The organism is Nocardia sp. NPDC051911, assembly GCF_040681035.1.
Classification (GTDB): Bacteria; Actinomycetota; Actinomycetes; order Mycobacteriales; family Mycobacteriaceae; genus Nocardia; species Nocardia sichangensis.
In genome coordinates this window covers 117,490-142,732 of sequence record NZ_JBFAXY010000013.1, presented here as the reverse complement: position 1 = coordinate 142,732, position 25,243 = coordinate 117,490, and the positions used below count along the sequence as shown (strand labels likewise).

21 protein-coding genes are annotated in these 25,243 nt (G+C 69.1%); 5 read left to right on the top strand and 16 right to left on the bottom strand.

Annotated elements, in window-relative coordinates; all coding sequences use genetic code 11:
* The first annotated feature begins 902 nt into the window (after positions 1 to 902).
* The gene (locus tag AB0L97_RS18415) at positions 903 to 2,237 is read left to right on the top strand and encodes an AAA family ATPase (RefSeq protein ID WP_364430872.1); all 1,335 of its coding nucleotides are present in this window, start codon (positions 903 to 905) and stop codon (positions 2,235 to 2,237) included.
* 50 nt (positions 2,238 to 2,287) lie between these two features.
* Here AB0L97_RS18415 and AB0L97_RS18410 read toward each other — a convergent pair whose 3' ends face one another.
* Positions 2,288 to 2,599 (bottom strand): DUF4254 domain-containing protein, encoded by a 312-nt coding sequence (locus AB0L97_RS18410; protein ID WP_355076200.1) that lies wholly within the window; start codon positions 2,597 to 2,599, stop codon positions 2,288 to 2,290.
* A gap of 358 nt (positions 2,600 to 2,957) precedes the next feature.
* Here AB0L97_RS18410 and AB0L97_RS18405 point away from each other — a divergent pair, with 358 nt between their 5' ends.
* Positions 2,958 to 3,761, top strand: coding sequence for a GntR family transcriptional regulator (locus AB0L97_RS18405; protein ID WP_355076198.1), 804 nt, complete (start codon positions 2,958 to 2,960; stop codon positions 3,759 to 3,761).
* A gap of 3 nt (positions 3,762 to 3,764) precedes the next feature.
* On the top strand, positions 3,765 to 4,370 hold the full coding sequence (locus AB0L97_RS18400; protein ID WP_364430867.1) for a GNAT family N-acetyltransferase: 606 nt from the start codon (positions 3,765 to 3,767) through the stop codon (positions 4,368 to 4,370).
* A 162-nt stretch (positions 4,371 to 4,532) separates the two neighbouring features.
* Here the strand turns inward: AB0L97_RS18400 and eccCa are convergent, their stop codons facing one another.
* From eccCa to eccD, 3 genes are read right to left on the bottom strand one after another with little or no spacing between them, the layout of a single operon-like run.
* Positions 4,533 to 8,612: a type VII secretion protein EccCa gene (eccCa, locus tag AB0L97_RS18395; protein ID WP_364430864.1), complete on the bottom strand. Its 4,080-nt coding sequence runs from the start codon at positions 8,610 to 8,612 to the stop codon at positions 4,533 to 4,535.
* Positions 8,613 to 8,657: 45 nt separating this feature from the next.
* The gene (mycP, locus tag AB0L97_RS18390; RefSeq protein ID WP_364430992.1) at positions 8,658 to 10,043 is read right to left on the bottom strand and encodes a type VII secretion-associated serine protease mycosin; all 1,386 of its coding nucleotides are present in this window, start codon (positions 10,041 to 10,043) and stop codon (positions 8,658 to 8,660) included.
* A gap of 26 nt (positions 10,044 to 10,069) precedes the next feature.
* Positions 10,070 to 11,500: a type VII secretion integral membrane protein EccD gene (gene eccD / locus AB0L97_RS18385; protein WP_364430861.1), complete on the bottom strand. Its 1,431-nt coding sequence runs from the start codon at positions 11,498 to 11,500 to the stop codon at positions 10,070 to 10,072.
* A 285-nt stretch (positions 11,501 to 11,785) separates the two neighbouring features.
* On the opposite strand from eccD, the gene eccA reads away from it, so the two are divergent.
* Entirely contained in the window at positions 11,786 to 13,618 is a 1,833-nt protein-coding gene (gene eccA, locus AB0L97_RS18380) for a type VII secretion AAA-ATPase EccA (RefSeq protein WP_364430858.1), read from the top strand.
* Between the two features lie 25 nt (positions 13,619 to 13,643).
* Here the strand turns inward: eccA and eccB are convergent, their stop codons facing one another.
* Positions 13,644 to 15,152 (bottom strand): type VII secretion protein EccB, encoded by a 1,509-nt coding sequence (gene eccB / locus AB0L97_RS18375; protein WP_364430855.1) that lies wholly within the window; start codon positions 15,150 to 15,152, stop codon positions 13,644 to 13,646.
* 265 nt (positions 15,153 to 15,417) lie between these two features.
* On the opposite strand from eccB, the gene eccE reads away from it, so the two are divergent.
* Positions 15,418 to 17,070, top strand: coding sequence for a type VII secretion protein EccE (gene eccE / locus AB0L97_RS18370; RefSeq protein WP_364430852.1), 1,653 nt, complete (start codon positions 15,418 to 15,420; stop codon positions 17,068 to 17,070).
* 68 nt (positions 17,071 to 17,138) lie between these two features.
* Here eccE and AB0L97_RS18365 read toward each other — a convergent pair whose 3' ends face one another.
* The 11 genes from AB0L97_RS18365 to AB0L97_RS18315 form a co-directional block, all read right to left on the bottom strand.
* Entirely contained in the window at positions 17,139 to 17,432 is a 294-nt protein-coding gene (locus AB0L97_RS18365) for a type VII secretion protein EsxR (protein WP_356964767.1), read from the bottom strand.
* Positions 17,433 to 17,491: 59 nt separating this feature from the next.
* Positions 17,492 to 17,800, bottom strand: coding sequence for a WXG100 family type VII secretion target (locus AB0L97_RS18360; RefSeq protein WP_355076182.1), 309 nt, complete (start codon positions 17,798 to 17,800; stop codon positions 17,492 to 17,494).
* Positions 17,801 to 17,862: 62 nt separating this feature from the next.
* The gene (locus AB0L97_RS18355) at positions 17,863 to 18,654 is read right to left on the bottom strand and encodes an ESX secretion-associated protein EspG (protein ID WP_364430848.1); all 792 of its coding nucleotides are present in this window, start codon (positions 18,652 to 18,654) and stop codon (positions 17,863 to 17,865) included.
* On the bottom strand, positions 18,651 to 19,652 hold the full coding sequence (locus tag AB0L97_RS18350) for a PPE domain-containing protein (protein WP_364430845.1): 1,002 nt from the start codon (positions 19,650 to 19,652) through the stop codon (positions 18,651 to 18,653). Before AB0L97_RS18350 ends, AB0L97_RS18355 begins: the two co-directional genes overlap by 4 nt.
* Before the next feature lie 34 nt (positions 19,653 to 19,686).
* On the bottom strand, positions 19,687 to 20,028 hold the full coding sequence (locus AB0L97_RS18345) for a PE family protein (RefSeq protein WP_355076176.1): 342 nt from the start codon (positions 20,026 to 20,028) through the stop codon (positions 19,687 to 19,689).
* Between the two features lie 32 nt (positions 20,029 to 20,060).
* Complete coding sequence (locus AB0L97_RS18340) at positions 20,061 to 21,446, bottom strand: hypothetical protein (RefSeq protein WP_364430841.1); 1,386 nt, start codon at positions 21,444 to 21,446, stop codon at positions 20,061 to 20,063.
* Complete coding sequence (locus AB0L97_RS18335) at positions 21,443 to 21,760, bottom strand: type VII secretion target (RefSeq protein ID WP_039795829.1); 318 nt, start codon at positions 21,758 to 21,760, stop codon at positions 21,443 to 21,445. Before AB0L97_RS18335 ends, AB0L97_RS18340 begins: the two co-directional genes overlap by 4 nt.
* A 99-nt stretch (positions 21,761 to 21,859) precedes the next feature.
* Complete coding sequence (locus AB0L97_RS18330) at positions 21,860 to 22,147, bottom strand: YbaB/EbfC family nucleoid-associated protein (RefSeq protein ID WP_364430837.1); 288 nt, start codon at positions 22,145 to 22,147, stop codon at positions 21,860 to 21,862.
* A gap of 38 nt (positions 22,148 to 22,185) precedes the next feature.
* Positions 22,186 to 22,542 (bottom strand): hypothetical protein, encoded by a 357-nt coding sequence (locus tag AB0L97_RS18325; RefSeq protein WP_364430834.1) that lies wholly within the window; start codon positions 22,540 to 22,542, stop codon positions 22,186 to 22,188.
* Positions 22,543 to 22,597: 55 nt separating this feature from the next.
* Entirely contained in the window at positions 22,598 to 23,371 is a 774-nt protein-coding gene (locus AB0L97_RS18320) for an ESX secretion-associated protein EspG (protein WP_364430831.1), read from the bottom strand.
* Entirely contained in the window at positions 23,368 to 25,218 is a 1,851-nt protein-coding gene (locus tag AB0L97_RS18315; RefSeq protein WP_364430828.1) for a hypothetical protein, read from the bottom strand. Before AB0L97_RS18315 ends, AB0L97_RS18320 begins: the two co-directional genes overlap by 4 nt.
* Between the last annotated feature and the right edge of the window lie 25 nt (positions 25,219 to 25,243).

Sequence of the window (25,243 nt, the reverse complement as noted above, 5' to 3'; positions counted from 1 at the left end):
ACCCCATCGACCCGGCGACGTCGACTCCCGACCGAAGCACGGCCGACCACACCGCGCGGCAGAACGCTCAGGCACCGACCGGCGTGCCATCCGCTCCACCGTCAGCAGACCCGACCAGCGGCGGGACCTCGCCCGTAACCGGCCCGGAGGACGCGGCACGGCAGGGCGGAGACCCGTCGGCCCCGACCGCCACGCCAGTATCCAGCGCGTGGCAGGCCCCCGACCCGCTGAGCGAAAATGCGCAGTCACCGCACGGCGAGCAATCCGGGCCGTCAACGGACGAGCACGCAGGGCCGCACGGCGCTCCGACAGCGGCAGGTTCCGCTGAGGATCCCGTTTCCGGCAGAGCGGACGCTGTTCGGCAGGCCGAGAGCCGAGAAGCGACGCCGACCGGCGCCGAGACCGCCACCTCATCCACCGGCGCAAGCCCGACCGAACCGCACAGCGCGAACACCACTGCCGGGGTGAACCGGAGCGCGGCAGCGGCTCAGGCCCCGACAACGTCGGCAGGTGCGGGATCCGAGCATGGCTCCACACTGGGCGCCGGGGACATCACGCCGTCGAGCGATGCCCACCGGACACCGCCCATTACCGAGCATCCGGCGCAAGCCCCGCAGACCGCCGCACCCGCTCCCACGGCGGTGATTCCCGATGGTCCGCCGCCGTGGCTCGCGGCTCCTCGGCCCGAGCAGGCCGCCGCGCCCGCGACCGACGCGCCGCGCCGACTCCCACCGCTGCCCGACCCGCCCGCGCCGCACGAGAGGCCGCACAACAGTGCATCCGGTACCGCGCCGGAGGCCCCCGTGCCGCCCGACTCGGCGGGGTCGGTCGATGCGACTCGCGCACAAAGGGACTCGAGCGCACCGGCGTCGAACCGCGCCGGCGCGACCGACATCGGCCCGGTGGCGGCGCGACCTGTCGCCGGTGGCGGACGCCACCGGCTGTCGGCGGAGCCGAACGAACCTTCGGCGTCCCAGCCGCCGGTCGGACAAGCGCCGAACTCCGACCAGCAGCCTGCGCCTCAGCCCCGTCCGGATGCGGCTTACGACGCGGGCGCGCCACAGCCGCACCCCAACGCCTCGAGCGGCGTACCCGCCGGTCACCCGACGCAGTTCGCGGGCGATCAGGCAGCGGGCAGCGCACCGCAGGTCCCCGTCGACCAGTGGCGCAATGCTGCCGCGCCCGAATCCGGTCCGGCATCACCGCATTCCGTGCCGCCGCACCAAGCCACTGGTCACCCCGCCCCGCAGTGGGGCACGCCTCCCGGCTACCCACAGCCGCCCGCCCGGCAGCAGGGCGCCCCGTTCCAGCAGCCTTCACTCGACGACGTGCCGCTGCGCCGGGCCAAGAAAGCTCCGGGAACCGGGTGGCGCAAGGCCGTGCACCACGTGTCCGGCGGCGCGATCAACCCCGGTATGTCCGCCGAGGAACGCAGGTTGCAGGAACTGGTCGCGCGGATCAGGCAGCCCGTCCGCGGCGACTACCGGATCGCGGTGCTGTCGCTCAAGGGCGGTGTCGGAAAGACCACCACCACAATGGGTCTCGGCTCCACCTTCGCCTCGATCCGGGGCGACCGGGTGATCGCCGTCGACGCCAATCCTGACTTCGGCACGCTGTCGCAGCGGGTGCCCCTGCAGACCAGGTCCACCGTGCGCGACCTGCTCCTCGATTCGACCATCCAGCGCTATTCGGATGTGCGCAGGCACACCTCGCAGGCGACGAGCCGCCTGGAAGTGCTCGCCAGCGAACGTGATCCGGCCGCGTCGGAGGCGTTCAGCGAAGAGGAGTACCGCGCGGTCGCCCGAATCCTGCAACGGTTCTACAACATCATCCTCACCGACTGCGGTACCGGGCTCATGCATTCGGCCATGTCCGGTGTGCTCGACCTGGCGCACTCGCTGGTCCTGATCTCCTCCCCCGCGATCGACGGAGCCCGCAGTGCCGCAGCCACATTGGACTGGTTGTCGCTGCACGGCCACGACCATTTGGTGCGCAACGCGGTGGTGGTGATCAACTCCCCGCGGGCCGGATCACCGAACGTCGGTATCCAGCAGCTACGGGAGTACTTCCTGTCCCGGTGCCGCGCCGTGCACATCATCCCGTTCGACGCGCACATGTCCGAGGGCGCCGAAATCGATTTGCACCGCTTGCACAAGCAGACCAAGCGGGCCTACGTCGAGCTGGCCGCGACCGTCGCGGACGACTTCGCCACCGATCATCGTCGTTACCACCCGTGACACCCGCCGGGCGGTGGCCCGGCGGGGCGAAGGGCGAACGGATCAGCCGCTCACCACTCGGGCAGACGCCGCCTGCCCGCCATGACGTCGCGCACCAGATCGTCATAGGCGTCCGCGAGTTCGGCGAGATGATGCCACGCGTTGTGCAGCAAATCGTCGTGCGCGTTCAGAGTCATCAACGCGTGGTGCGCGCGCACCGACGACTCGGCGAGGCGATCGATCACCGCACCCACCGTTTCGGTGTGCAGAGTGGCGCCGAGCCGATGCTGCGGCACACTTCGCATCACCCAGTCGTCGATGGCCATCACCAATTCGACTCTGCGACGCTCGATTTCGCGAACCACCGCCACGGAGGTGTCCACCGAACCACCGCGGCCGACCAGGCGGCGCTCATGTAGCACTGCCAGATCACGAGCGAACCACAAGAGCGGACCACCGACCACGCGGTGTCCGCGACACGCCCGAACCAATAGGTCGGACGTGGGAAGCAATCCCGGTGCCGAAGAGCGCACCGAAGGATCGACACACCTAGGTGTGCCAGGGAGGGCCATTACGACCGTTGTATCCGAACCTGCCACGTTGCCTCGCCGTCATCGCCGCACAACACCGGATCAGGACTTCATTACAATAAACCTCTGAAGGCACCTGTCAAGCGTTAACGGGCCGTAGGGAGTCACGGAGAGTACACTTCGTTACCTGCATGACCAACCGAGGAGCAAGATGGCGGACGGTCCGACGTATCACCGGATCGCAGACCTCCTCCGCGAGGAGATCCGCGCAGCCAAGTGGAAACCGGGCGATCGACTGCCCAGTCACTCGGAGCTTGCCGATCAAATGCAGGTCTCGATTACCACGGCCCGCAACGCGATCCAGGTGCTGGTGACCGAAAATCTCGTCTATACAGCTACTTCCCGCGGAACGATCGTTCGAAACCAGGAAATCCTGGAATCCGTTGTCACCGATTCCATCCGCCCCGACCGGCCGCAGACCCCGCACGACATCTTCGAGGAGATCGCGCGGGCCGCGCACCGGGAGCCGTCGAAGGAGTTCAGCGCGAAGATGGAGCCCGCCAGCCCCGAAGTCGCGTCTTGGTTGGGGATACCGCCGGATTCGTGGGTGCTGGCCAGGACGGTGGTCCAGTATCTCGACCATGAGCCGTGGTCGTGGGAGGTCAGCTTCTATCCCCGTGATCTGGCCGAGGCCACCGGAATCGACTCACCGCACGATATTCCGGAGGGCACCACCCGCCGCCTCGCCGACCGGGGTCATGCCGAGACCGCGCACCGCGACACGCTCGTCGCCCGGCCTGCCACCGCGGAGGAAGCCTTGGTGCTCGGCGTCGCCACCGGCACCATCCTGCTCGACCACCTGCGCATCGGCGCCAACCACGAGCGCGTCACCCGTGCCACGCGGCAACGTTCGCTCGCCTCCGGCAATCGGCTCGCCTACGAGCTCGGCGACGCCGAAGGCACCGCAGTCATCCGGACCACGCTTGCCGATTCGCACGGGACCGGCCGGGCCTAGCCCATGACGATCGCGCTGCGCCAGGCGACATGGGGCGATCTCGGCATGATCTGCCGCCTGCGCGTGCAGCGCACGGCGTGGCTCACCGCGCGCGGCTCCGATCAGTGGACGGTCGCCGGACGCGGCCTGCCCATCGAGATCTTCGCTCGCGCCGTGGGACGGTCGCTGGACGCGGGCGAGACCTGGATCGCCGAGGTCGCGGGCGAACCGGCGGGAACGATCACGGTCAACGACCGCGCCGACGCCGGTCTATGGTCGGCGTGGGAGCTCGACGATGCGGTGATCGCCCATTACATGATCGTGGATCTGCGTTTCGCGGGCCGGCGCGTGGGCCATCACCTGCTGGCGCACGCGGGACTACTCGCCCGCTCGCAGGGCCGCGCCTGGGTCCGGCTCGACGCGTGGACCACCAATACCGACCTGCACGCCTACTACCGTTCGGCGGGATTCCGTTTGGTGCGCATCGCGGGCCCGCTCGCGCTGGGCCCGTCACGCGCGCTGTTCGAGCGAAGAACCGATAGCTGGGATCCCGCACTTCCCGTGCCGGTCCCCGCTGTCGGGCGAGTGGCCGCGCCTGCGCTTTTGCGCCCACCGCCGCCGAACAACTGATCGCACGCGGCGACAACTGAACGATCCGCGCTGTCCGGGGCTGCCCGCCGCGCGCGACGGGCACGGCGTAACCGAATATCGCAGGCCTTGTGCGCGATCGTGCCGCGCACTCACGAGCCGCTCCGCGCACGCCGGAATATCCGGCGCACGACGGTGAACCGATCAGATGGGCGGCAAGTGCGCGATGTGCACCATCTCGATACCCCTGCTGCGCGAGACCAGTGTTCCACGGCCGGGCGGCAGCTTGCTCGGCCGCACGTCGCCGATCAGCTTGCCCTCGTCACGCGACCCGCTCATGATCAGCGTCTCCACCGAAAGGTTCTTCATGGTGCCCAGAATCGGGTCGTACAGCGCGCGGGACACACCGCCGCTGCGGCGGGTTACCACGAAATGCATGCCGATGTCCCGCGCTTGGGGCAGGTATTCCAACAGCGGCGCGAACGGGTTCATGCCGGTACCGGCCGCCACCATGTCGTAGTCGTCGACCACGATGTAGATCTCCGGGCCGCTCCACCAACTGCGTTCGCGCAGTTGCTGCGGTGTGATATCCGAGCCGGGAATCCGCTTGGCGAGATACCCGGCCACCTCTTGGATCATCGGACCGCAGGTCTGCGACGACGTCGAGTATCCGGCCAGGTGGTCGCCCTCGACCACGCCGAGCATGGTCCGGCGGTAGTCCACCATGATGATCCTGGCCTGCTCGGTGGTCGACTGTTCCACCACGCCCATCACGATGTTGCGCAACAGGGTGGTCTTGCCGCATTCCACGTCCGCGAAGGCCATGAAGTGCGGTTCTACGCCGAAATCCAGCACCAGCGGCTGCAATTCGGACTCGCCGCGACCGACGACCACGCGGGTGGGGCCGAGCTCGACGCCTTCCGCCTTCGCCGAGGCCATCAGCTCGTCCCTGCCGAAGCGCAGCGGCAACATGCGCACTTCGGGCGCGCGGCGGTTCGGGTACTGCTGTTCGAGTCCGGCCCGCGCCTGCGCGACACCGTCGGCCAGGCTGCCCTGGTCGGAGTCGGAGTCCAGGCGCGGCAAGGCGATCAGCATGTGCAGCTGGTCCGCGGTCAGACCGCGCCCCGGGCGTCCGACCGGAACCTGGTGCGCGGTGCGCCTGCCCATCTCCGAGTCGGACGGATCGCCGAGCCGCAGCTCGACCCGGGTGCCGATCTGGTCCTTGACCACCGGGCGGATCTCGGCCCAGCGCGCGGCGCCGATCATCAGGTGGATGCCGAACGACAAGCCCTGGGCCGCGATGGCGTTGATCTGCGGCTCCAGCAGGTCGAACTCTTCGCGGATCGCGGCCCAGCCGTCGATCACCAGGAACACGTCGCCGAACTTGTCGTCGGCCAACGGATCGGCGGGCCCGGCTGTGCCATCCGGAACGCGACGGCCCTCGCCGAACTTGCGGCGCCGGAACTCGGCCATCGATTCGATGCCCAGCGCGGCGAACCGCTCCTCGCGCTGACGCATCAGCGTGGTGAGCTCGGCGACGGTGCGGCGCACCCGATCGCCGTCGAGGCGACCGGCCACCGAGCCCACGTGCGGCACGCCGGACAAGCCCGCCATGCTGCCGCCGCCGAAGTCGAGGCAGTAGAACTGCGCCTGTTCGGGAGTGTGCGTGGCCGCGGTCGCCATGATGATGGTGCGCAGGGTCGTCGACTTGCCCGACTGCGGGCCGCCGACGACCGCGACATTGCCCTGGGCGCCAGCCAGATTGATGGTGAGCACATCGCGGCGCTGCTCGTAGGGCTTGTCGATGACGCCGATCGGCATCCACAGTTGGCCGTGCCGGTTGACCGGCGAACGCCAGTCCGGGTCCGGCAGCAGCATGTCCACCGTCGGGGATTCGTCCAGCGGCGGCAACCACACCTCGTGCGCCGGGCGGCCGTGCCCGGTGAGCCGCTTGACGACCACGTCGAGCAACGTGTCCGGGATGCCCTCGTCGGCGCTGGGCACGGCCCCAGCGGCCGACGGTGGCGGCGGCAGCTCCAGCAGCGGGTTCGACGGCGCGACCGGTTCCGCTTCGGTCTCCGCATCGATCGGGTCGGGTATCTCCACCGGCACGGCGGTGAACAACGCGGGCCGCCTGCCCGCGACCGGGCTGCCGTCCTCGCCGGTCACCGTGCCCTGCGGCGCGACGTACGGACCGGACACGTAACTGGCGTTGAACCGCAACGGATCCGACGCGTCGCTCTTCAGATATCCCGATCCGGGCACGCTGGGCAGATGGTAGGCGTCGGTGATGCCGAGCACCGCACGCGACTCGTTCGCCGAGAACGTGCGCAGGCCGATGCGATAGGACAGATGCGATTCCAGTCCGCGCAGCTTGTTCTCCTCCAGGCGCTGCGACGCCAGCAGCAGGTGCACGTGCAGCGACCGGCCGAGGCGGCCGATCATCACGAACAGCTCCGCGAAATCCGGCTTCTGCGAGAGCAGTTCGGAAAACTCGTCGACCACGATGAACAACGCGGGCAGCGGATCGAGCGGCACTCCCGCGGCGCGCGCCTTCTCGTAGTCGGTGACGTTGGCGTAGTTGCCCGCCGAACGCAGCAGCTCCTGGCGGCGGTTCATCTCGCCCGCGAGCGCGTCCTTCATGCGATCGACCAGCGAGAGTTCCTCTTCCAGGTTGGTGATCACGGCGGCGACGTGCGGCAGCGAGTCCAGGCCGAGGAAGGTCGCGCCGCCCTTGAAGTCGACGAGCACCAGGTTCAGCGCGTCCGGCGAATGCGTGGTGACCAGCGAGAGCACCAGAGTGCGCAGGAATTCCGACTTTCCGGAGCCGGTGGCGCCGATGCACAGGCCGTGCGGGCCCATGCCGTTCTCGGCCGACTCCTTGATGTCGATCTCCACCGGAGTGCCGTCGGGGGTGATGCCGATCGGCACCCGCAGCCGCTCCCTGCCGGTTCGCGGACGCCACACCCGCGCCGGATCGATCTGGGCCGCGTCCGGGATCTTCAGTAGCGCCATCAGTCCCGGATCGGCCGTGGTTCCCTCACCGAGACTCACGATCTGCGCGGCCGTCGCGAGCCGGTATCTGGCCAGCGCGCGAGCGAAGGACTCGGACTCCGCCGTGCTCACCTCGTCGGCGGTGGCGAACTTCTCCACGCCGGCCGCACTGCGCGCGGCCACCTCGCCGTCGCCGACGACCAGTTGCAGTCCGCGCCGCGCCGCGAGCCCGCCTTCCGGCGCGGTGAGGTCGAGCACCGTCACCGAATCCAGGCCCGATTCGCTGACCAGCCGTTCGCTGCCGCTGACGTAGCCGTCATCGATGACGACGACCAGATGTAGTCGCCCCTGGGTCGGCTGTGGGTTGCGCATGAACCGGCCGCGCTCGAGCAGCTCGGCCGCCAGCGCTGTTTCCAGTTCACCGAGCGAGTGGTACATCATCCGCGTCGAGCCCATGCCGTCGCGCTGGGTCGGATGCTGCAGTTGCGGTAGCCATTTCGCCCAGGACCAGGCCGGGCCGTCCGGGTCCGAGCAGACGATCGCGATGGCGAGATGGTCGGGTCCGTGGAATGCGGCCAGCTCCATCAGCATCGCCCGCGCCAGCATGCGCGCGTCCTCGACCGGGCCGCCGATGTTGATCGCGGGGAACGCGCGCAGCGACACGGCGGTCGGCAGGCGGTGCACCACCGAATGGGTGCGCACGAATCGGCGCAGGGCCACGGTGGACACCGGTTCCAGATCCTCCAGCGGCCCCGTCTCGGGGCGCGCCAGTTTGGTGGCCAGCCGGTGGCTGCCGACCCCGACGCGCACGTGTCCGAAGTCCGGGTCGTTGGGCCTGCGCTCCCACATTCGCCTCGTCCCGATCAGGGACGGCAGGTCGGCGGGTTCGGGGTGACTCCACCGGAGCGTCTCCAGCTGCTTGCCGCCGGTGCGGCGCACCTCCTTGCGGACCTGGTCCAGATAGCGGAAGTAGTCCTTGCGCTCCTCGTTGAGTTCCACCGCGCGCTTGGGCCCGCCGCCACGGAAGCCCGCCATCATGCCGACCATCGACATGAGCATCATCATCGGGAACATCATCATGAACGGATTGGCCAGCAGGTTGCGGCCCATCATCGCCATCATGGCGATCATGCCGACCACCGCGACCACCATGACGACCGGCATCAGCTTCATCATCAGCGGCGCGGGCAGGGCGCGCGCGATCTCCGGCGGAGCGGTCAGCGCCACCTCACCACCGGGCGCCCGGGGCGGCGCGATACGGGGGCGGCGCACAAAGCCTTCGGTAGCCATGATTCCTTCGTTCGGTCGGCGGCGAGCGGTCGAGCTGCGCCCGCGCTACGGATCGAATTCCGCGTTCAGGTCCTGCCTGGTCCGCCGGAACGGGAACGCCACGACCACACCGATGGCGAGGCAGGCCAGGGAGACGATGGAGCCGATCACCGCGATCCGGCGCGGCCGCGGGTCGGGGCCCGGCGGGATCACCGGCGCGGCGACGGCTCGTGCGGCGTCGGCGCCCGCGCTCACGGGTTTCTCCGGCAGCTGCGCGGTGAGCGCGGCGAGCGGATCGATCAAGCCGTGGCCGATCCGGTCGTCGCGGCCGGTGCCCGGTCCGTGCGCGGTGCGGATGATGCGGTCCATCACCTGCTGCGCGGTGAGTTCCGGAAAGCGGGCCCGCACCAGCGCGGCCAGCCCGGCCACGTAGGGGGCCGCGAAGCTGGTGCCCTCCACGGCCCGGATTCCATCGGTGGTCTGGACGCCGTCGACCAGGCCGGTGGCGCCCGGTTTGCTGTCCAGCGACACGATATTGCGGCCGATCGCGGCGACGCCCACCCATGGGCCGTGCAGCGACAGCTCCGACACCTGGCCCGTCGAGTCCACCGAGCCCACCGAGAGCACGTAGGGCGTGAACCAGGCCGGACTCGCGACCGTGGCCACCGAACTCCAGCCGGAACCCTCGTTCTGTTTCGAGCAGGCGCCGTCGGGCTGCAGATTGCCCGCGGCCGCGACCACGACGACATTGCGGTCGTAGGCGTACTTCACCGCCGCGCCGAGCGAGGCGTCGGCGGTGTCCGAACCGGCTGCGGTGCAAGCTACTTCGGAGATATTGATGACGGTGGCGCCGAGATCGACGGCGCGGACCACGGCCGCCGCCAGGGTGAGCACGCTGCCGTAGCCGTCGCTGCTGATCTTGCCCGGCGGATCGCCACGGCCGCCGCGGTCCTTCGGCTCGTAGGCCAGGCTCAGCTGCCGGATGGTGAGCAGGTCCGCGTCGGGCGCGACGCCTGCGAAGGCGTCGCCGGGGCTGGGCTGGGCCGCGATGATTCCGGCGACCAGGGTGCCGTGGCCGTCGCAATCGACTGTGCCGTCGCTGTCGGAGACGAAGTCACCGCCAGGTTGCAAAGACCGTAACCGCGGGTGCGGATTCACCCCGGTATCGATGACGGCCACCTTCTGCCCTGCGCCGCGGCTGAACTGCCACGCCGACGGCAGATCCAGCACGCGCTGGGCCATCGGAGGCTCGCCCGGCGGCGCGCCGGTGAGCAGGGGTTCGGCGCAGACGGCGCGCTGTTCGGTCGGCTCCAACGGCGCGGGCCGCGCGCTCAAACCTTGTGCGGCGCCGAGCGCGCCGGGGTCGATGCCGGGTGGGGCGATCGCCTGGGCACTCGGCCACGGCACGCCGATTCCGGCGCCGGCAACCGTTGCCGCGCAGGCCATCCGCATGACGATCCGGCGGAAGGCGCTGCCGGTCATATGTTCCGGGCCATCGAGTAGATGTTCATCACCCACAGCACGAGCGGAATCACCGCCACGATCAGCAAGTACTCGAAGATCTCGATCATCCGCCGGGTCACCGGGGTGACCTCGATGTGCGGACCGATCACCCCGAACCCGACCACACCCGCGGCGAACGCGAGCAGGACGCCTGCCGCGAGCAAGGTGTAATCCGAATCCCCGACGGCGAATCCGACGGCCAGGGCCACGACAGTCAGGCACCCACCGCCGATCATCGTCGCGGCTTGGGTGAGATCGGCGAACGAGCGGCCGCGCAGCGCGAGGATGATCGCGGTCACGACCGCCAGCGTGATGCCCTGCCAGCGTCCGGAACCCAGCGGATCGGCCACGCCGAACGCGCCGACGACCGCGCTCGCGGTGCACGCCGCGACCAGGCCGGACTGGAACCGGTTGGCCGTCCGTGCCCGTGCCCCTAGTCCCGCGGCCGAGGGCAGTGCGCTGGCGCCGATGGCGCCGATGCCCTCGATGGTCGGTCGCGGCTCGTGGTCGGCCGGGTCGATCGCGCCGCCCGCGGTGGGAACCGGCGGAATCGGCAGCCGCGCGAGCACGGCCGCCAACCGCGGCACCGCCGAGATGATCACGATGCCGGCCACCAGCAGACCGGCCGACAATTTCGGCAGGCCCGGATGCCAGATCAGGTGGATCGCCGCGGCGACGCCCGCGATCACGGCGAGCGCGGCGGCGCAGGAGAACAGCGTCGCGCCGGTGCCGGTTATCCGGTAGCCCAGCAGCGCCGCGATCAGCAGCACCGAACTGCCCAGCAGCAGATGGGGACTGCCGAGCGTGCCCGGCACCAGCAGCGCGGCGCCGCCGAACAGCAGTAGCAGTCCGTCCAGGGACAACCAGGTCGCGGTCACCGTGTCGGCGTATCTGTGCGCGGCGATGCCCGCAGCGACGAATCCCGCTGTGCCACAGCCGAGCAGCGCGAGAGCGGGCGCGATCGGATCGCCGTGCCCGCGCGAGATCACCAGCACGACCAGCGTGACCAGCACGCTGAGCGCCGACACGACCAGACCCATCCAGCGGGCGGCCACCCCGGACCAGCTCCGGAATTCCTCGGCGGTCAGCCGTGATACCGCGTCGATGACGTCGTCGAACAGCGCGGGCGCTTCCTTCGCGGCCACCGACCGCAACACCAGCAACTCACCGTCGTAGACCTCGGCCTCGGTGAGCGTGCGACTCGGCGCGATCGCCTCCCGGCCGAGCCGGGCCAGGGTCCAGTGCCGCGCGTCCAGCGGCGCCGACTCCTCCTCGGCCTCGGTCCGCTCCGGGTTACGCGATTCGATGAGCGCCACCAGATCACCGATGAATGTGGCGATCGGCACGGTGGCCGGCAATCCGACATCGACCTGAGTGTTCCCACCGATGACCGAAACACGACTCAATACGGGTTCGGTGGCACGTATACCGCTCGCCGACTCGATCAACGGCAACCTTCCCCAGCCCTCATCCGGAACAATGATTCACGCATCGACAACATTTGCTGGAACCCGTCCCGAGTGCCCGACTTCACCACATCGAGCACTCGCACACATAGCCGACTCTTGCGTTGCGACCTCCCGGCAGCTGAACCTAATGTAACGGACGAACCGGGCCACGCGCGATCGGTAGTCTGGTATCCAGATGAACGTCTCTACTACGAGAAACGAAGATTTCGGGGTTCGACAGCAATGACCGGCAACCGTCAAGCACAACGCGCATTCGATGCCGGAATCCTGTCGCTCGGATTGTCCATCGAGGGGCAAGAATCCGCACGTGATCTCGACTACGCGAAACTGGCTTTTCAACGCGCCACGGAGTGGGATCCCACGATGTGCGACGCGTGGCTCGGGCGCGCCGCCGCGGGCGAGCTGACCAAGGACGTTCTGTTCAATCTGCACAAGACCAGCGCGAGCACGCTCTACCGCGAGCAGCGCAGGCTCGGATTGCGTCCACGCGAACTCGCGGGCCGCTTCCTGCCAGGTCTGTACATCGACTACCCGCTGGCCAACCACACCGAGGTCACGCTGGCCTGGGCGGCACAGCTGATCGCCGACAAGGAGTACGACGAGGCCGAGCGGGTGCTCGACGAACTCGACACGTTCCGCGGTGGACAGCTGAGCAACCCCGAAGGCGAGATCGACAGCCGCATCTGCGCGTATGTCCGTGGCGTACTGCACTACAACACCCAGCGCTGGCCCGATGTGATGGCGGTGCTCGCCGGTTCGGCGGACTGGGAGGATCCGTACCTGGCGGCGGGCGCGCACGTCATGGTCGGCACCGCGTGCGCCCAGCTCGGCTTGTTCGGCGAGGCGATCCGGCGGATGCAGCAGGCCGAGGCGGGCCCGATCCCGGCGGCGCGGTCGACCGCGATGTTCTGCCGCGGCTTGTGCCTGCGGGAATCGGGCAACGAGGAGGAAGCCCAAGCCCTGTTCGAGAAGGTGTACTCGCAGGCACCGGATTTCGAGGCGAACGCGGCCGCGATGCGTGACCGCACCTACCGGATCACCGTCACCAGCCGCGAGGTGATCGATGCGCGCACCGACAAGTGGGACCCGGCGTCCTCGCCGTCGATGGAGCAGATGGAACAGGCCGAGAGCCAGGACCGGGCGAAGAAGATCCTGGTCGAGGCCAGAGCCGAACTGGACTCGCAGATCGGCTTGGCCTCGGTGAAAACCCAGGTGGCGAAGCTCCAGTCGTCGGCGCAACTGGCGAAGATCCGGGCCGAGAAGGGCTTGGCGAGTCAGCCGCGCGGCCAGCACCTGGCCTTCACCGGACCGCCCGGCACCGGTAAGACGACCATCGCGCGGGTGGTCGCGAAGATCTACTGCGGCGTCGGCCTGTTGAAGACCGACAAGGTGGTCGAGGCCAAGCGCGTCGACTTCGTCAGCCAGAACCTGGGCGGCACCGCGATCAAGACCGAGAAGCTGATCGACACCGCCATGGACGGCGTGCTGTTCATCGACGAGGCGTACACGCTGATCCAGACCGGTCTGCAAGGCGGCGACGCGTTCGGCCGGGAAGCGGTGGACACGCTGCTGGCGCGCATGGAGAACGACCGTGATCGTCTCGTGGTGATCATCGCGGGCTACGACGGCGAGATCGACCGGCTGCTCACCGCCAACGACGGCCTGGCCTCGCGCTTTTCGAAGCGGTTGCAGTTCCCGTCCTACACGGCGGACGAACTGGGGCAGATCGGCCAGGTGATCGCCAGGAAACGCGATTCGGATCTGTCCGAAGAAGCGCTCGAGCAGCTGGTCCGGGCCTGCGAGCGCCTGTACGCGATGCAGAGCACCGACCAGAGCGGTCAGCCGCGCCGCGGCGTCGACCTCGCAGGCAACGGTCGGTTCGTCCGCAACGTGATCGAAGCGGCCGAGGAAGAGCGCGAATTCCGGCTGGCCAACGACGAATCGCTGGACCTGACCGACATCGATGAGGCGGTGCTGCGCCGCATCGAGGCGTCGGACATGGAACTGGCCTTGTCCAGCCTGCTCACCTCGCTGAACGTCGGCTGGACGGACTGAGTCCGGTCGGGCGGCCCGGCGAGCGCTATTTCGCGGGCAGCGAATCGTGGCTGACCAGCGCTTCTCGCGCCGACAGCGTGGGCCCGGGGACCATCTGGCCGACGATCGCCCATGGCGCGAGGCGCGGGGGGCCGCCCAGTCCGAGCACGTTCGCGGTGGCCGCGTCCGGAATGCCGTAGCGCACGCCGGTATCGGCGATGTAGAACAGGCTGTCGCGGCGCGGGCTACCCGGTTCCATGCCGGTCACCTGCACGAACTCCCCTGAACCCGGCGGGATGTAGGCCGCGTCGACCCGGTCGCCCGCGCCGTCGGAGGTGGACACCTCGACGGGTTTCGCGGACTCCGCGATCGGCAAGCGGGTGCCGACCAGCAGGCTGACCGCCGCGCGCTCGCCGGGGCCGTCACCCGTGTTGTCCTGGCCCTGCCCCGGAGCGGCGCCCGGCGACTTCGCCCAGGCCACACAGGCGACGGGCGCGTCCTCGGCGGGCAGAATCCTCGGGGCACGCACCGGGAAGTCGTCGACCGGCAGTCGCCGGACCACTGGAACCCGTTCCAGCACATCGGGAGGCATGGTCGCGATCTCCCGCATGCCGTGCGAATCGGCGTACCTGATCACCTGCGCGGTGAACGGCGACACCGGCTGCAAACCGTCGGCGAGCACGACGTACAGCGCGGCACCGCCGTCCGGCCCCACGCCGGACACCGAGATGACGCCGCCGACCGGGATCTCCGACAGCGGGCCCGGCCCCCGCTCCCCCGCCCGGGGGATCTGCGGCGGAGCCAGCGCGGGAACCTGCGTCGTCGCGCCGAGCAACCCGGTGCCGACCGGACGGGGCCGCTGGGCGCGCAGGTCCAATGCCCTGGCCATCACCGAATTGGCCGGGTCCACCTCGGCGCGTTTGCCGTCGTAGACCAGGTAGGTCTTGTTGTCGCGCCGGACGAGCAGCGCCTCGTCGTGATTCGAGGTCCGGATGCGGTCCGCGAGCGCGGGGTGGCCTGCGATCACCGTCGTCGTGCCGCCCGATGATGTGGCGGCGCTACCGCCTTCGGACAACGGAATGGTCTCGCACAGCGACCACTCCGAGTTCTTGCCCTGCGTGGAACCGGGCAGCGCGCTCGGCGCTCCCGGAATGCCGAGCAGCGGCCCACGCGGCAGATCGCCGAGCTTGTCGTCCTTCACCGCGTGCGGCTCGGCATCGGCGCCGGTGATCAACCGCGCGGACGCGAGATTCAGCACCGGGTGCAGGGTCTTGTTGCCGTCCTGGCCCTGTACCACCACGTACAGCGCGCCGCTCTGCTTCCCGGAGACGATCACGGCGTCGCCGATCGCGCCCTGCGGACGCAGGAAGGCCAGGATCGCGGCGCCCGCCACCACGAGTACGCCGAGCACGGCGCCGACGAGCAGCGAGCGGATCTGCGAACGCATCGGATCGTGCAACATGCGCACGTCGCGACGGACCAGCGCGTGATCGAGCCTGCGCAACAGGAATCGGTATCCATTGACCTGAGCGCGGGTGGTCAGCTGTGCAGGCACATGGTCTCCATCGAGCTATCGATCACCATTCTCTTCGACACGGTACCGTAATTCACCGACGGCCCTGAACCGATGGAATCCGAAGCCGATCAACGGCGGCCGTACCGAGGCGAAGCAGGGACAAACAACTGTGCACGAAACGATGAACGGCGAGGCAACCGATAGTGAAATAACGGATGCGCCTGCGCCGACAAATCAACGCCGATCGGACTATGACACACTGCGCGATCCGGAATTCTGGTTGTTTCGCATTTTTCCCTTGCGCGTGACAGTTCCCGTCTCGATATCGGCCGCCGCGGTCGCGTGGATCGTTCTCGCCGTCAGCCATTCGATCTGGGGTGCGATCGCCGCGGGCGCGGTGGTCGCGCTGGCCGGTCTCGCGCCGCTGCGCGGCCACACGCCCGCCGAACGCCTCGGTAGCGCGATCGCCCGCAGACGTCCCGGACTGCGCCCGGCCGAACGCCTCACACAGGCTCCCGCCCTCGACGTTGCGCTCGCCGAGGGCGGCGGTTACGGCGTGCGCTGGGACGGCGATCTGCTGCTCACCATGCTCCGGATCGATCCGCCGCCGGACACGCTGACGCTGCTGGACCGTGGTTCGCTCAGCACCGACCAACTGCTCCCGCTCGCCGAGATCGCCCGCTGCCTCGATCAATTCGATCTGACCCTGGCCGGCATCGACGTGGTGAGCACGGGCGCGCGCACGGCGGGCACCGGCGTGGCCGCGCAACTCTACGACCGCATCCTCGGCCCCCTGCCCGCCATCGCGCACCGCACTTGCTGGCTGGTGCTGCGGATGGATCCGCTGGCCAACGCCGAGGCGGTCGACAATCGCGGCGGCGGTGGCAGCGGCGCGCTGCGCACCGCGATCATCGCCACCCGCCGGGTCGCCAACCGGCTCGCCGCACACGACATCGCCGCGTCCGTGCTGACCGCCACCGAGATGAACACAGCCGTGCGCCAGCTCACCCACGGCTTCGACGTCGACCAACTCGCCGAGTCCCCGAAAACGTTGGAGTACCAAGGCCGTTACCTCACCCAGTACCAGATCGCGGCCGACATGATCGGCCCACGCGGACTGGCCGACATCTGGGCGGTGCCCAGCTTGTCCACCACGGTTACGTTGCGCCTGCGGCCGGGAGCGGGCCGCCACGATCGGCACACCGATTTCGCCGACACCGTTGTGCTCAACGCCGTCGTCCGCTTCGACACCGTCGCACCGCCCGAGCAACCACCCCTGCCAGGGTTGCGCGAGCTGATCGGCAACCAGCTGCGGATCCTGTTGGACACCTTGCCCATCGGTTACGCAGGCCGTTGGGGCAGCGACATCGCCTATCGCGGCACGCTGGCCGCGCTCACCGAGTTCGCGGTGCCGACGGCGGGCTGCGGCCAGCTCATCGGCGCCGACGAGCGCGGGCAGGGCATCGCGGTGCCGTTGATCGGCGAGGGCACCAGGCACCTGGAGGTGATCGGCAACCTGGATCTCGCTCAGCAGGTGATCCTGCGCGCCACCGCGCTCGGCGCGCATGCCATCGTGCACACCGCCCGGCCCGAGGCGTGGCACACCATGGTGGCGAATCTCGGTGCACCGCATGTGCTCTCGATCGCTCCGCGGGCCGCGGGCGCCAGCTACCATCCCCCCGCTCCCCCGCCGCCTCCCGCCGCTCCCTATCCGAGCACGACGGTGCTGGTGTTCGACGGAATCCCGCCGATCGCCCACGCGGGCGGCGCGACGATCGTGCACGTACGGCGGCCGGACGATACCGGCAGGTCGGTCGACGCGGACGTCACGCTCATCCAGGATCCGGACGCGCCCAATCGGATCACGGTGCGCACCGCCGCGCGCAGCGCGACCGTGCTGATGGTCACCACACCGGACGAGATGCACTACATCGGCGAGTCGCTCGCGGCCCGCTGACCGCACACGAAACGGCCGGCTGGAACCCTTACCGTTCCAGCCGGCCGCTGTTCGTCGCTACCCCGCGATCAGAAGGCGGCGAAACCGTCGCCGACCTTGCCGTCGGCCTCGATGGCGCGGTTCAGCGCGTTCTCCACCTTGACGCCCAGGTTGTCCAGCTTCTGGAGAGTGTCCTCCAGCTCGCCGGTCAGATCCTTGTGCGCCTTGGTGAAGTTCGCGACCGCCTGCTCACCCTGCAGGTTCTGCTGGAACGCGGCGGCGGCGCCGTTGAGTTCGTCGATCTGCGCCTTCATGTTGGAACCGTACTGGTTCAGGTCACTGACCATCTCGGTGATGGCCGGGGAGTTGTACTTGATGGTCATGGTTGTCTCCTTCTGCTGAGAGGTTGGGGATCCGGCTGGACGGCATCACCGTCCAGCGGTCACGCCAGACCGGCCTGGTCGGAGCCGACGATGGTGTTCTTGCCGGAGGTCACGGCCTGCGAGAGCCGGTCCAGCTTGCCGTTGAGCGCGGTGACCTCGTCGTGCCAGTCGTGGGCCGCGGTGTTGAACTCGCGGTGGGCGTCGCCCTGCCAGCCGCGCGCGACGGCCTGCACCGACTCGTCGATCTGGTTGATCGAGGTGCGCAGCGTCGAGATCGAGTCCTCCATGCGGCTGACGACGCTGTCGATGCCGCCTGCTTCGACACCGTAGGTGTTCCCCGAGCCGTCGCCGAGAGATGTGTAAGCCATTTCGTTGATCCTTTCGTCAGAACTTGTATGGGTGCGGAGATCCGGACGATCTCACCGAGCAGCTACTGAGGCAGCCACCTCCCCCCGGGCAGCCCTTCCAGCAACGTGGCGACCGCCTGAGTCACCCGGTGGTCGGTGCCCGTCGTGACCGTCGACCAGAGCTGCTGATCCGGCGCGACCATCGGGGCGACGACGATGCGGCCGCGGCCGGTGTCGTACACCACCACCGCGCCGGGCGCCCGTCTGGTCAGCCCGTCTCGATGGGCGTATGCCACGATCTCGGCGTAGGCGCGGCAGGAGCCGAAGGCGAGGCCGAGCACGGCGGCGTCGCGCTCACCGACGCCAAGGGCGTACACCGCGTCGGCGTAGTCGCCGGAGCCCCCGGCCGCGTCCATCCGGTCGGCCAATTCGCTCGCGAGCGCGCTGAATCCGGCGATCCGCGCGGGTTCGCACGAGCCGAGCGCGGCCAGCAGCGGACGAGTCAGTGCGGCGTCCGAGCCGTCGGCCCAGATCGACGTCACCTCGAAGCTGTCGCCCGAGCGGACGGCGAGCGCGTGCTGTTCGCCCCGGCGCGCCAGGCAGAAGCGGCGAGCGCCCTCCTCGGTGTATACGCGGGCGACGAGTTCGCGGTCCGGCTGCGCCAGGACGAACAGCGCACCGGCGAGGTCGGATTCGACTTCCCCCTCGGCGTCGAGCAGGCCGTCACCGATCAGGCCGCACAGCGCACGCTCCCGCGCGGCGCGATACTCCTCGATCGAATCCTGTTGCGGCCCGACCGAAAGCACCAGTGGCAAGGTTTGCACACCGAGCCGCTCGGCGACGACGAGCAGCGCGTCGTTCGTCAGCGACGTCACGGCGCACCTCCCATCTGGGCACCGGCCTCGCTCGGCGCGACGGCGTGCGTCGCGGGTTCGGCGCCGCCGAGCACCGCGGGCGCGGCTTGGATGCCACCTTCGAAGCCGATCTGATCGCTCGTCTCCGTGGGAAGTCCGGCGCGTGGGAATCGTGCCGCGTCTTGTGCGGGCCCGGCTTGCCCCAGCGCACCGGGAACGAGCGGAGCGGGCTGCCCACCCGCGTTCACCGTGGCCGGGGCGGCGCGCGGGACGACCTCGGCCGTGGCGGCCGACTGCGCGTACACCGGCGCCTGGTACGCGGTGGGCACCCGCGGCATCGCCGGGATGGGCACCGTCCCGATCGGCATCGCACCGATCGGCGCCGCACCGCGCGGCATCGTGGCCGAATTCGCGGCCTCGGCCGATCCCGCGGCCTGTTCGGCGGCCAGCGCCTGCTCCGGCGCCACGACGGGCGGTTGCTGGTGCTGCCACGGCAAGGCCAGTGGTTCGGTGGCCATCTCGTAGTTCCGCATGACCCGCGAGGCCATCGCCCTCGCCGCGTCCTGCTCGGCGTCGGTGTCCGCCGCGATCGCGCGGATCGGCGTACCGAGCATCCCGGTCACCGACTCCAGCATTCGTTGCACCTGCTGAAGGGTTTCCAGATCGGCGGTGTTCGGCATCGCCAGCCGGGCGATCTCGTACGCGGCGACCTGGGCCTGGAACCGCGCGGCGTTGGCCGCCGCAGCGGCGGCGGCGTCGACCAGCCAATCCCGCAGAGTCGTGATCTGTTGCAGCACTTCGTCGCTGCGTCCCGACTGCCAGGCCCCGCGCACGTCCGCGAGAACCTTCTCGTACTCGACCACAGCGGCGCCGAACGACGCGGCGAGGCGCGACCACGCGGCGACGGCCTCGGCCATCGGCACAGCGCCCGGCCCCGTGGTGAGGTCGCGCGCGAGCCGCTCGGGCGGGCGCGCGGTCCACACCACGCCGGTGAAACCTGGCTGCGGTGGTTCGATCATTGCCGCGGAAGACCTTTCGGTTGCTCGGCGACGGTCAGGCCGACCGGCCGCCCGTGGTGTCGAAATCGGCCGTGTTGGCCGATTCCATGCCGTCGAACTGGTTCGAGTGCAGCCGCAACGTGGCCGCCAGCTTGCGCAGTTCGTGCACGCTGGCCTGCGCGCCGGCCAGGTACGACGACGCCACGTCGTTCGCGGTCTGCGCGGCCCGGCCGGACACCTCGTCGGCGCCGGCGGGTACGACGGTCAGCGCTTCCTCCGCGGAGCGCAGATCCGACGCCAACCGGTCGGCCAGCGCGTCCAGCCCGGACGACGCCTTGGCCGCCGTGACCGAGTCGAATCGCACGCTGTCGTACACCTGACCCCGCCCGTCACTCATAAGACCCTCCTGTGTACTGCTCGGCACTCGCGTCAGAGCGTGAGTTCCTTATCCGGCGGTGGTTCCGATGTCGCGTCGGCCGCGCCGACCACCGGCAGCGAGACCCCCTCGATCCGGCCGACCACTTCGTCGCCGTGCTGACCGGTGACCATCTGGCCGCGCAGCGCGTCGGTGGTCGATTCGCCGTCGCGGGCCAGGCCCGCTCCCGCCATGCCCGCGCCGCCCATCGGCATGTATCCGGCCCCGGTTCCGGTCCCCGCCGCGGCGGTACCCGCGACGGTGGTCGACACCTCGGACGACGTTCCGGTACCAGCGGCGCTCGCACCGCCGATGCTGCCGAGCGACCCACCGGCCACCCGGGTCCCCGGCCAGGGGTTCAGCGGGGCGGCAGCCGCGGCGATAGCACCCGGGACGCCACCGCCGACGCCACCCGCGCCGCCTGCGTGCTCGCCTTCCTCGCCTTCCTTGCCTTCCCCGGGCTCACCCGCGCCTTCGTGCGCGCCGAGGGCGCTGATCGGTTTCGGCGCCGGCAGCGAAGGATTGGCGGCCGCCAACTGCCCGAGCGACTGCGCTACCTGACCGGCCGTGCTGATCAGCGGCGTGATCATGCTCATCAGCTGGGTCAGCTGTTCGGTCGACTTCACTCCCGTCGGCGCGTTCGTGATCGGCACCTTCTGACCGGCCTGCGTCATGCTCGCACTGTGGCCGACCATCTCCGCCTTGGTCTTGGCGGTGATCGCCAGCGCCTCGGTCATCGCCTCGATCGCGGACGCGACGAGGAAACCCTGCCCGCCCGGCGATGCCGCGAGCAGCGGCGCGAAGGCCATGGTGGTGGAGAACTTCGCCAGCACCGCCGACATCAGGCCCGCGCCGGTGAAGACGCTGCCCGCCGCGCTGCCGAGCACCGACTTCTCCTGGGTGCTCTGCGCCGCGAGCTCGTTCGCGTCGGTCTGCGCCGCACCGGCCTTCTTCGCCGCCTCCATCGCCGCCATGCCCTGCCAGACCGACATCAAGGTCTGCACCAGCGACGAGCCGACCTGCATCACCGTCTGCATCACGGTGGACACGTTCTGCAGCAACTGCGTCGGGTCGGCCGGAGGCGCGGGCGCGGCGGTGGCACCGGCCTGTGCGGGCGCGGGCGCGGGCGCGGGCGCGCCGAGTCGACCGGTGCCGAACGCGGAGGCGAGATCGGTCAACGGGCGCATGAGCGCGCCGAGATCGATCGTCGGCAGCGGCGGCAGCTCCGGCAGCTGCACGAATGCAGGCATCTCCGGCAGATTCGGTAAACCCATGCTGCGCAAGACGTCGTTCACCGGCATGTCGAGCATGGGCGCGAGAGCGCTGCCCCGCAGCAATTCCAGGATTGTGGGATCCAGCGGATCGGCGCCGGGTGGCGGAATGGCTCCCGGCGTGGTCATGACCGCGTGCGGATGGCTCCGATGGCCGCGCCCGACGCGGTGTCCGTGCCCTCGTAGGTGGCGGCGGCCTGATGCGCCGTCAACGCCGTACCCGCGTGCACGGCGGCGAGCTGCGCCACCGACGACAGGTGGTTGGCCTGGGCGAAAGCGTACGAGGCAAGGAACTCTTGGCCGATCAGGCCGAACACCGGGACCACTGCGGCGACCGTCGCGGCTTGGTCGGTCGCGGCGATCGCCCCTACTCCGGCGGCCATGGCCGCCGATTCGCTTCCGTACACACGCAGCGCATCCGGGACTACTTCAATGTGGCTCATGATCATCGTCCAATCCCGAAACATCCCCCGACGTTTCGTATTCAACTTTACCTAGCGAAGACCGCGTATCGCGATCCCGTCGTGGTTAACATCCGGTGACTACCCGGTGGCCTCCTCGTTGAATGCGGTGATAAGTGCGCCGCGCTCCGCAAAAGCCTTGTGCGCGGCCGCTCGCGCGGTGTCGACTACCGTTTTCTCGAACTCGTCCGGTGAAAGTTTCGACACCGCGGCGGAAAAGCTGAGTCCGACCAACGCGGCGTTGCCGTCCACCTCCGCGGTCACCGCGCCGTCGGGCGATGTCTCGGCTACCCGGATCCCATTCATGGCGTCATTTAGATCGGTGATCCGGTAGAGCTGATTCTGTACCCGAGCGATGAGCTCGTCCATTGTTTCGACCATGCCGACCTCACGAATTCCGTTGCCGCTCAGACCGATCGCAGCCAGCTCTGCGGTTCGATGTCGTACTCTTGCTCGTCGATGATCTCCTGCGTCGCCACCTGCTGTTCGGTGGGCAGCCCGGCCAGCGCCAGCATCTCCGAGGTGAATCCCAGTTGCCGCAATTGCGCCCGCCGCGCCAGGCCCGCGCGGTTCGCCGCCTGTTTGCACAATCGCAGGACCTCGCCCGCCAGCGCCTCCGGGTCGCGGCGCAATTGGTCGGCGTCGACCTTGACGCCCAGCGGCAGACCCATTTCGGTGGTGCGCACCGAAATCGAGCCGGTGAGCGAAGTAGCCACGAATTCGGCAGGAAAATCGCCAGGGTTCCCCTGCTGCGATGCGGTCATCGAAAACCCCTTCGAAGAATCGAGATCGAAAACGGAATGGCGCGCATACGATCGATCACATCCGCTCGTCTTTGATGGCTTGGACGACTTCGGCGATCCGCGCGTTGATCAATTCGGTCAGTCGCCGGACGTCCGCCGCGAGCACTGTCGGCGGGCTGCCCGGCACGATCGCGTAACGCCCGTCGTCGACGAGATCGCGCCAGGCCAGGTGCGCCCGGGTGATACCGCGCGGACCGAATCGCGAATGCCCTTGCTCCACCACGATGGTGCCCACCGTGGCGGCGGGCGCGCGATCGAAGGACTCGCTGCGGCCGGCCGTGCGGTCTTCGACGTCGTTCACCAGGGAGCGGCCATAGGAGTAGTCCAGCCCGTCGCCGCCCGGCTCGATGAGATCGAAGGCGGACCCGCGCCCGGCGTCGACCTTCGGCAATGCCTCGGCCACGCTGTGGCCGAGCGACAGAACGTCGTGTTCGGCGACCGTGAATCCCTCGGTTCGGCGTTCCGTTCCCGGCTTCTGGGTCACCAGGAACGCGCGGTCGCCCTTGCGGCTGGCGAGCATGCGGATGGCGCCCTTCGGGTTCCGCGCGTCCCGGCCGTCGATCCCGCGGATCACCAACCGGATGTCGGGAACCGTGAGCACGTCCATCAACTCCTCCAGCGCCCGGCCCCAGCGGGCCTGGATCCGCTGCCACGCTTCGGCTTTCTGCCTGCGCGCGTCGTCGTAATAGGTCGTGCCGCTGAGGTAGAAGAACGGATCCGGCAGGCTCTCCTTCGCCGCGTGCCATGCCGCGGCGAATTCGAGACCGGAGAACTCCCACGTGTCGTTCATTGCTCGACAACGGGTTTCGCTACCACGGGCGCGTCGCCGAGCGCCTCTTCCAGATGCTCGGAGGAATCCAGGTAGTCGGCGCGCTTGTGCTCCTTCTGCTGGCCGCCCTGGGCGGCGCCGGGGCCGCCCATCGGCATGCCGGGGCCGCCCATCATGCCCTGGCCCGCCGCCAGACCCGCGCGCCCGGTGGCCGCCGCTGCGACCGCGTTCGTCGCCCGCGGGAACAACTTCGACGCCTTCTCCAGGTTCTGGTTCGCGGCCGACTTCGGTGCGCCGGGACCTCCCGCCGAACCACCGGGGCCGCCCGCACCCTTCGCCAGGGCCGACTCGAGTTTCTTCGTCGCGTCGGACAGATTCGGCATGCCCGGCAGGCCCGCCAGCGCGGCCTGCTGCGCGGCCTGTTGCGCCGCTTGCTGCGCGGCGCCGGCGGCCTGCTGCCCGATCTGCTGCGCCTGTTGCGCGATCTGCTGGGCGGCCTGCTGCGCCTGTTGCGCCAGCTGCTGGGCGGCCTGCTGGGCGGCTTGCTGCGCGGCCTGCTGTTGCTGTTGTTGTTGCTGCTGCTGTTGCTGTTGCTGCTGTTCGGCGGCGCGGCGCTGAGCGTCCAATTGCGCTTGACGCTGCGCGTCTTCCAGTGCCTTCTGCTGCTGTTCGGCCTGCCGTTGCGCGTTCTGCATCGACGCCAGTTGTGCGGCGCTGGTCCCCGGCCCCGGTGCGGCGCCCGGCCCGGGACCACCCGGCCCTGGCCCCGGCCCCGGCACTTGGCCGGTGGTCGGCGGGATCGGATCCGGCAGTACCGCGATGACCTTGTCGGTCTCCTCTACGCCGGGGACGTAGGCCGCTTGCATCGCCCTGACGTAATTCCGGACCGCGGCCTCTTCCTTCCGCTGCCGGTACGCGTCGTCGGTCTCACCCGAGGTTCGTGTGGGCGGATAGTCGTCACCCTGCTGGAGCAGCACCCCGGTGGTATACAGCCATTCCGACACGTATTCGAGGCTGTCGCCGATCAGCTTCATATTCGTATTCAGCTGATCCGTGCCGGTGCCATAGGCGGTGATCGCTTGGCGCGCTCGGTCCGCACCGCCATTGTTGTTCGGACTCGTCCAGCTCGACCTACTGGTCGTCATCTGGTTGGTGAGGATGTCGAACGTTTCCTTGAGTTCTCCGGCCAGCCACCGCCAATCCGACGCGGCTTGCGCGACCTTGATCGGCATGGTCGGACTGCCGCCGGTGATCGACGAAATGATCGTCTGATACTGGGAATACGTGAAGTTCTCCGGGTCGTCCGCACGCACGCCCCGCGGTTCGAATTTCACATCGCCCGGATCGGCCAGGCTCGTCGGCAATCCGTGGTTCTCCTCGGGCTTTCGGTTCCCGACCTCGTTCCAATCCGGATGCGCGTAGGTGTTTCCGCTGCCGTCGCCCGCGGTGGTCAAACCGGCGGGATCCCAGCGCTTCGAGAGGTTTTCGGTGATTCCCTTGTGTTCGCCCACGCGGCGCTCCAGCGCGGCGAAATCGACCCTGTTGTCTTCCTCGGTGCCTCGGTAGTGCCTGGCCGCCGCGAAGAAGGTATCGGTCAGATCGTCGAGGATGGTGATGTGGTCGTCCAGGATGCTGCCGAGTTCTTTTCCCTTTTCCGAGAAGCGAGAGGCGAGCGCCTGGGCCGATAGCAACACATCGGCGAACGGCGGCAGCGAATCGATCTTGGATAGCTCCTTTTTCACCGAGGCGACGCGGACGCGAACTCCGTTCGCCGCGTTGATCAGAGCTTCGAGTGTGCCGGGCCGCAGCTCCAAGGTGCCGTTCTGTGCCTCGCGGGACAGGCTGCTCCATGGATTCGTCTCAGACATGCCGCGCTCTTTCCGTCTCGACGAT

Bases quoted from the DNA above. Each gene is read 5' to 3' on its own strand.
- AB0L97_RS18405 (WP_355076198.1), top strand. From the start codon at position 2,958: ATGGCGGACGGTCCGACGTATCACCGGATCGCAGACCTCCTCCGCGAG.
- AB0L97_RS18400 (WP_364430867.1), top strand. From the start codon at position 3,765: ATGACGATCGCGCTGCGCCAGGCGACATGGGGCGATCTCGGCATGATC.
- eccCa (WP_364430864.1), bottom strand. From the start codon at position 8,612: ATGGCTACCGAAGGCTTTGTGCGCCGCCCCCGTATCGCGCCGCCCCGG.
- mycP (WP_364430992.1), bottom strand. From the start codon at position 10,043: ATGCGGATGGCCTGCGCGGCAACGGTTGCCGGCGCCGGAATCGGCGTG.
- eccA (WP_364430858.1), top strand. From the start codon at position 11,786: ATGACCGGCAACCGTCAAGCACAACGCGCATTCGATGCCGGAATCCTG.
- AB0L97_RS18365 (WP_356964767.1), bottom strand. From the start codon at position 17,432: ATGACCATCAAGTACAACTCCCCGGCCATCACCGAGATGGTCAGTGAC.
- AB0L97_RS18360 (WP_355076182.1), bottom strand. From the start codon at position 17,800: ATGGCTTACACATCTCTCGGCGACGGCTCGGGGAACACCTACGGTGTC.
- AB0L97_RS18350 (WP_364430845.1), bottom strand. From the start codon at position 19,652: ATGATCGAACCACCGCAGCCAGGTTTCACCGGCGTGGTGTGGACCGCG.
- AB0L97_RS18345 (WP_355076176.1), bottom strand. From the start codon at position 20,028: ATGAGTGACGGGCGGGGTCAGGTGTACGACAGCGTGCGATTCGACTCG.
- AB0L97_RS18340 (WP_364430841.1), bottom strand. From the start codon at position 21,446: ATGACCACGCCGGGAGCCATTCCGCCACCCGGCGCCGATCCGCTGGAT.
- AB0L97_RS18335 (WP_039795829.1), bottom strand. From the start codon at position 21,760: ATGAGCCACATTGAAGTAGTCCCGGATGCGCTGCGTGTGTACGGAAGC.
- AB0L97_RS18330 (WP_364430837.1), bottom strand. From the start codon at position 22,147: ATGGACGAGCTCATCGCTCGGGTACAGAATCAGCTCTACCGGATCACC.
- AB0L97_RS18325 (WP_364430834.1), bottom strand. From the start codon at position 22,542: ATGACCGCATCGCAGCAGGGGAACCCTGGCGATTTTCCTGCCGAATTC.
- AB0L97_RS18320 (WP_364430831.1), bottom strand. From the start codon at position 23,371: ATGAACGACACGTGGGAGTTCTCCGGTCTCGAATTCGCCGCGGCATGG.
- AB0L97_RS18315 (WP_364430828.1), bottom strand. From the start codon at position 25,218: ATGTCTGAGACGAATCCATGGAGCAGCCTGTCCCGCGAGGCACAGAAC.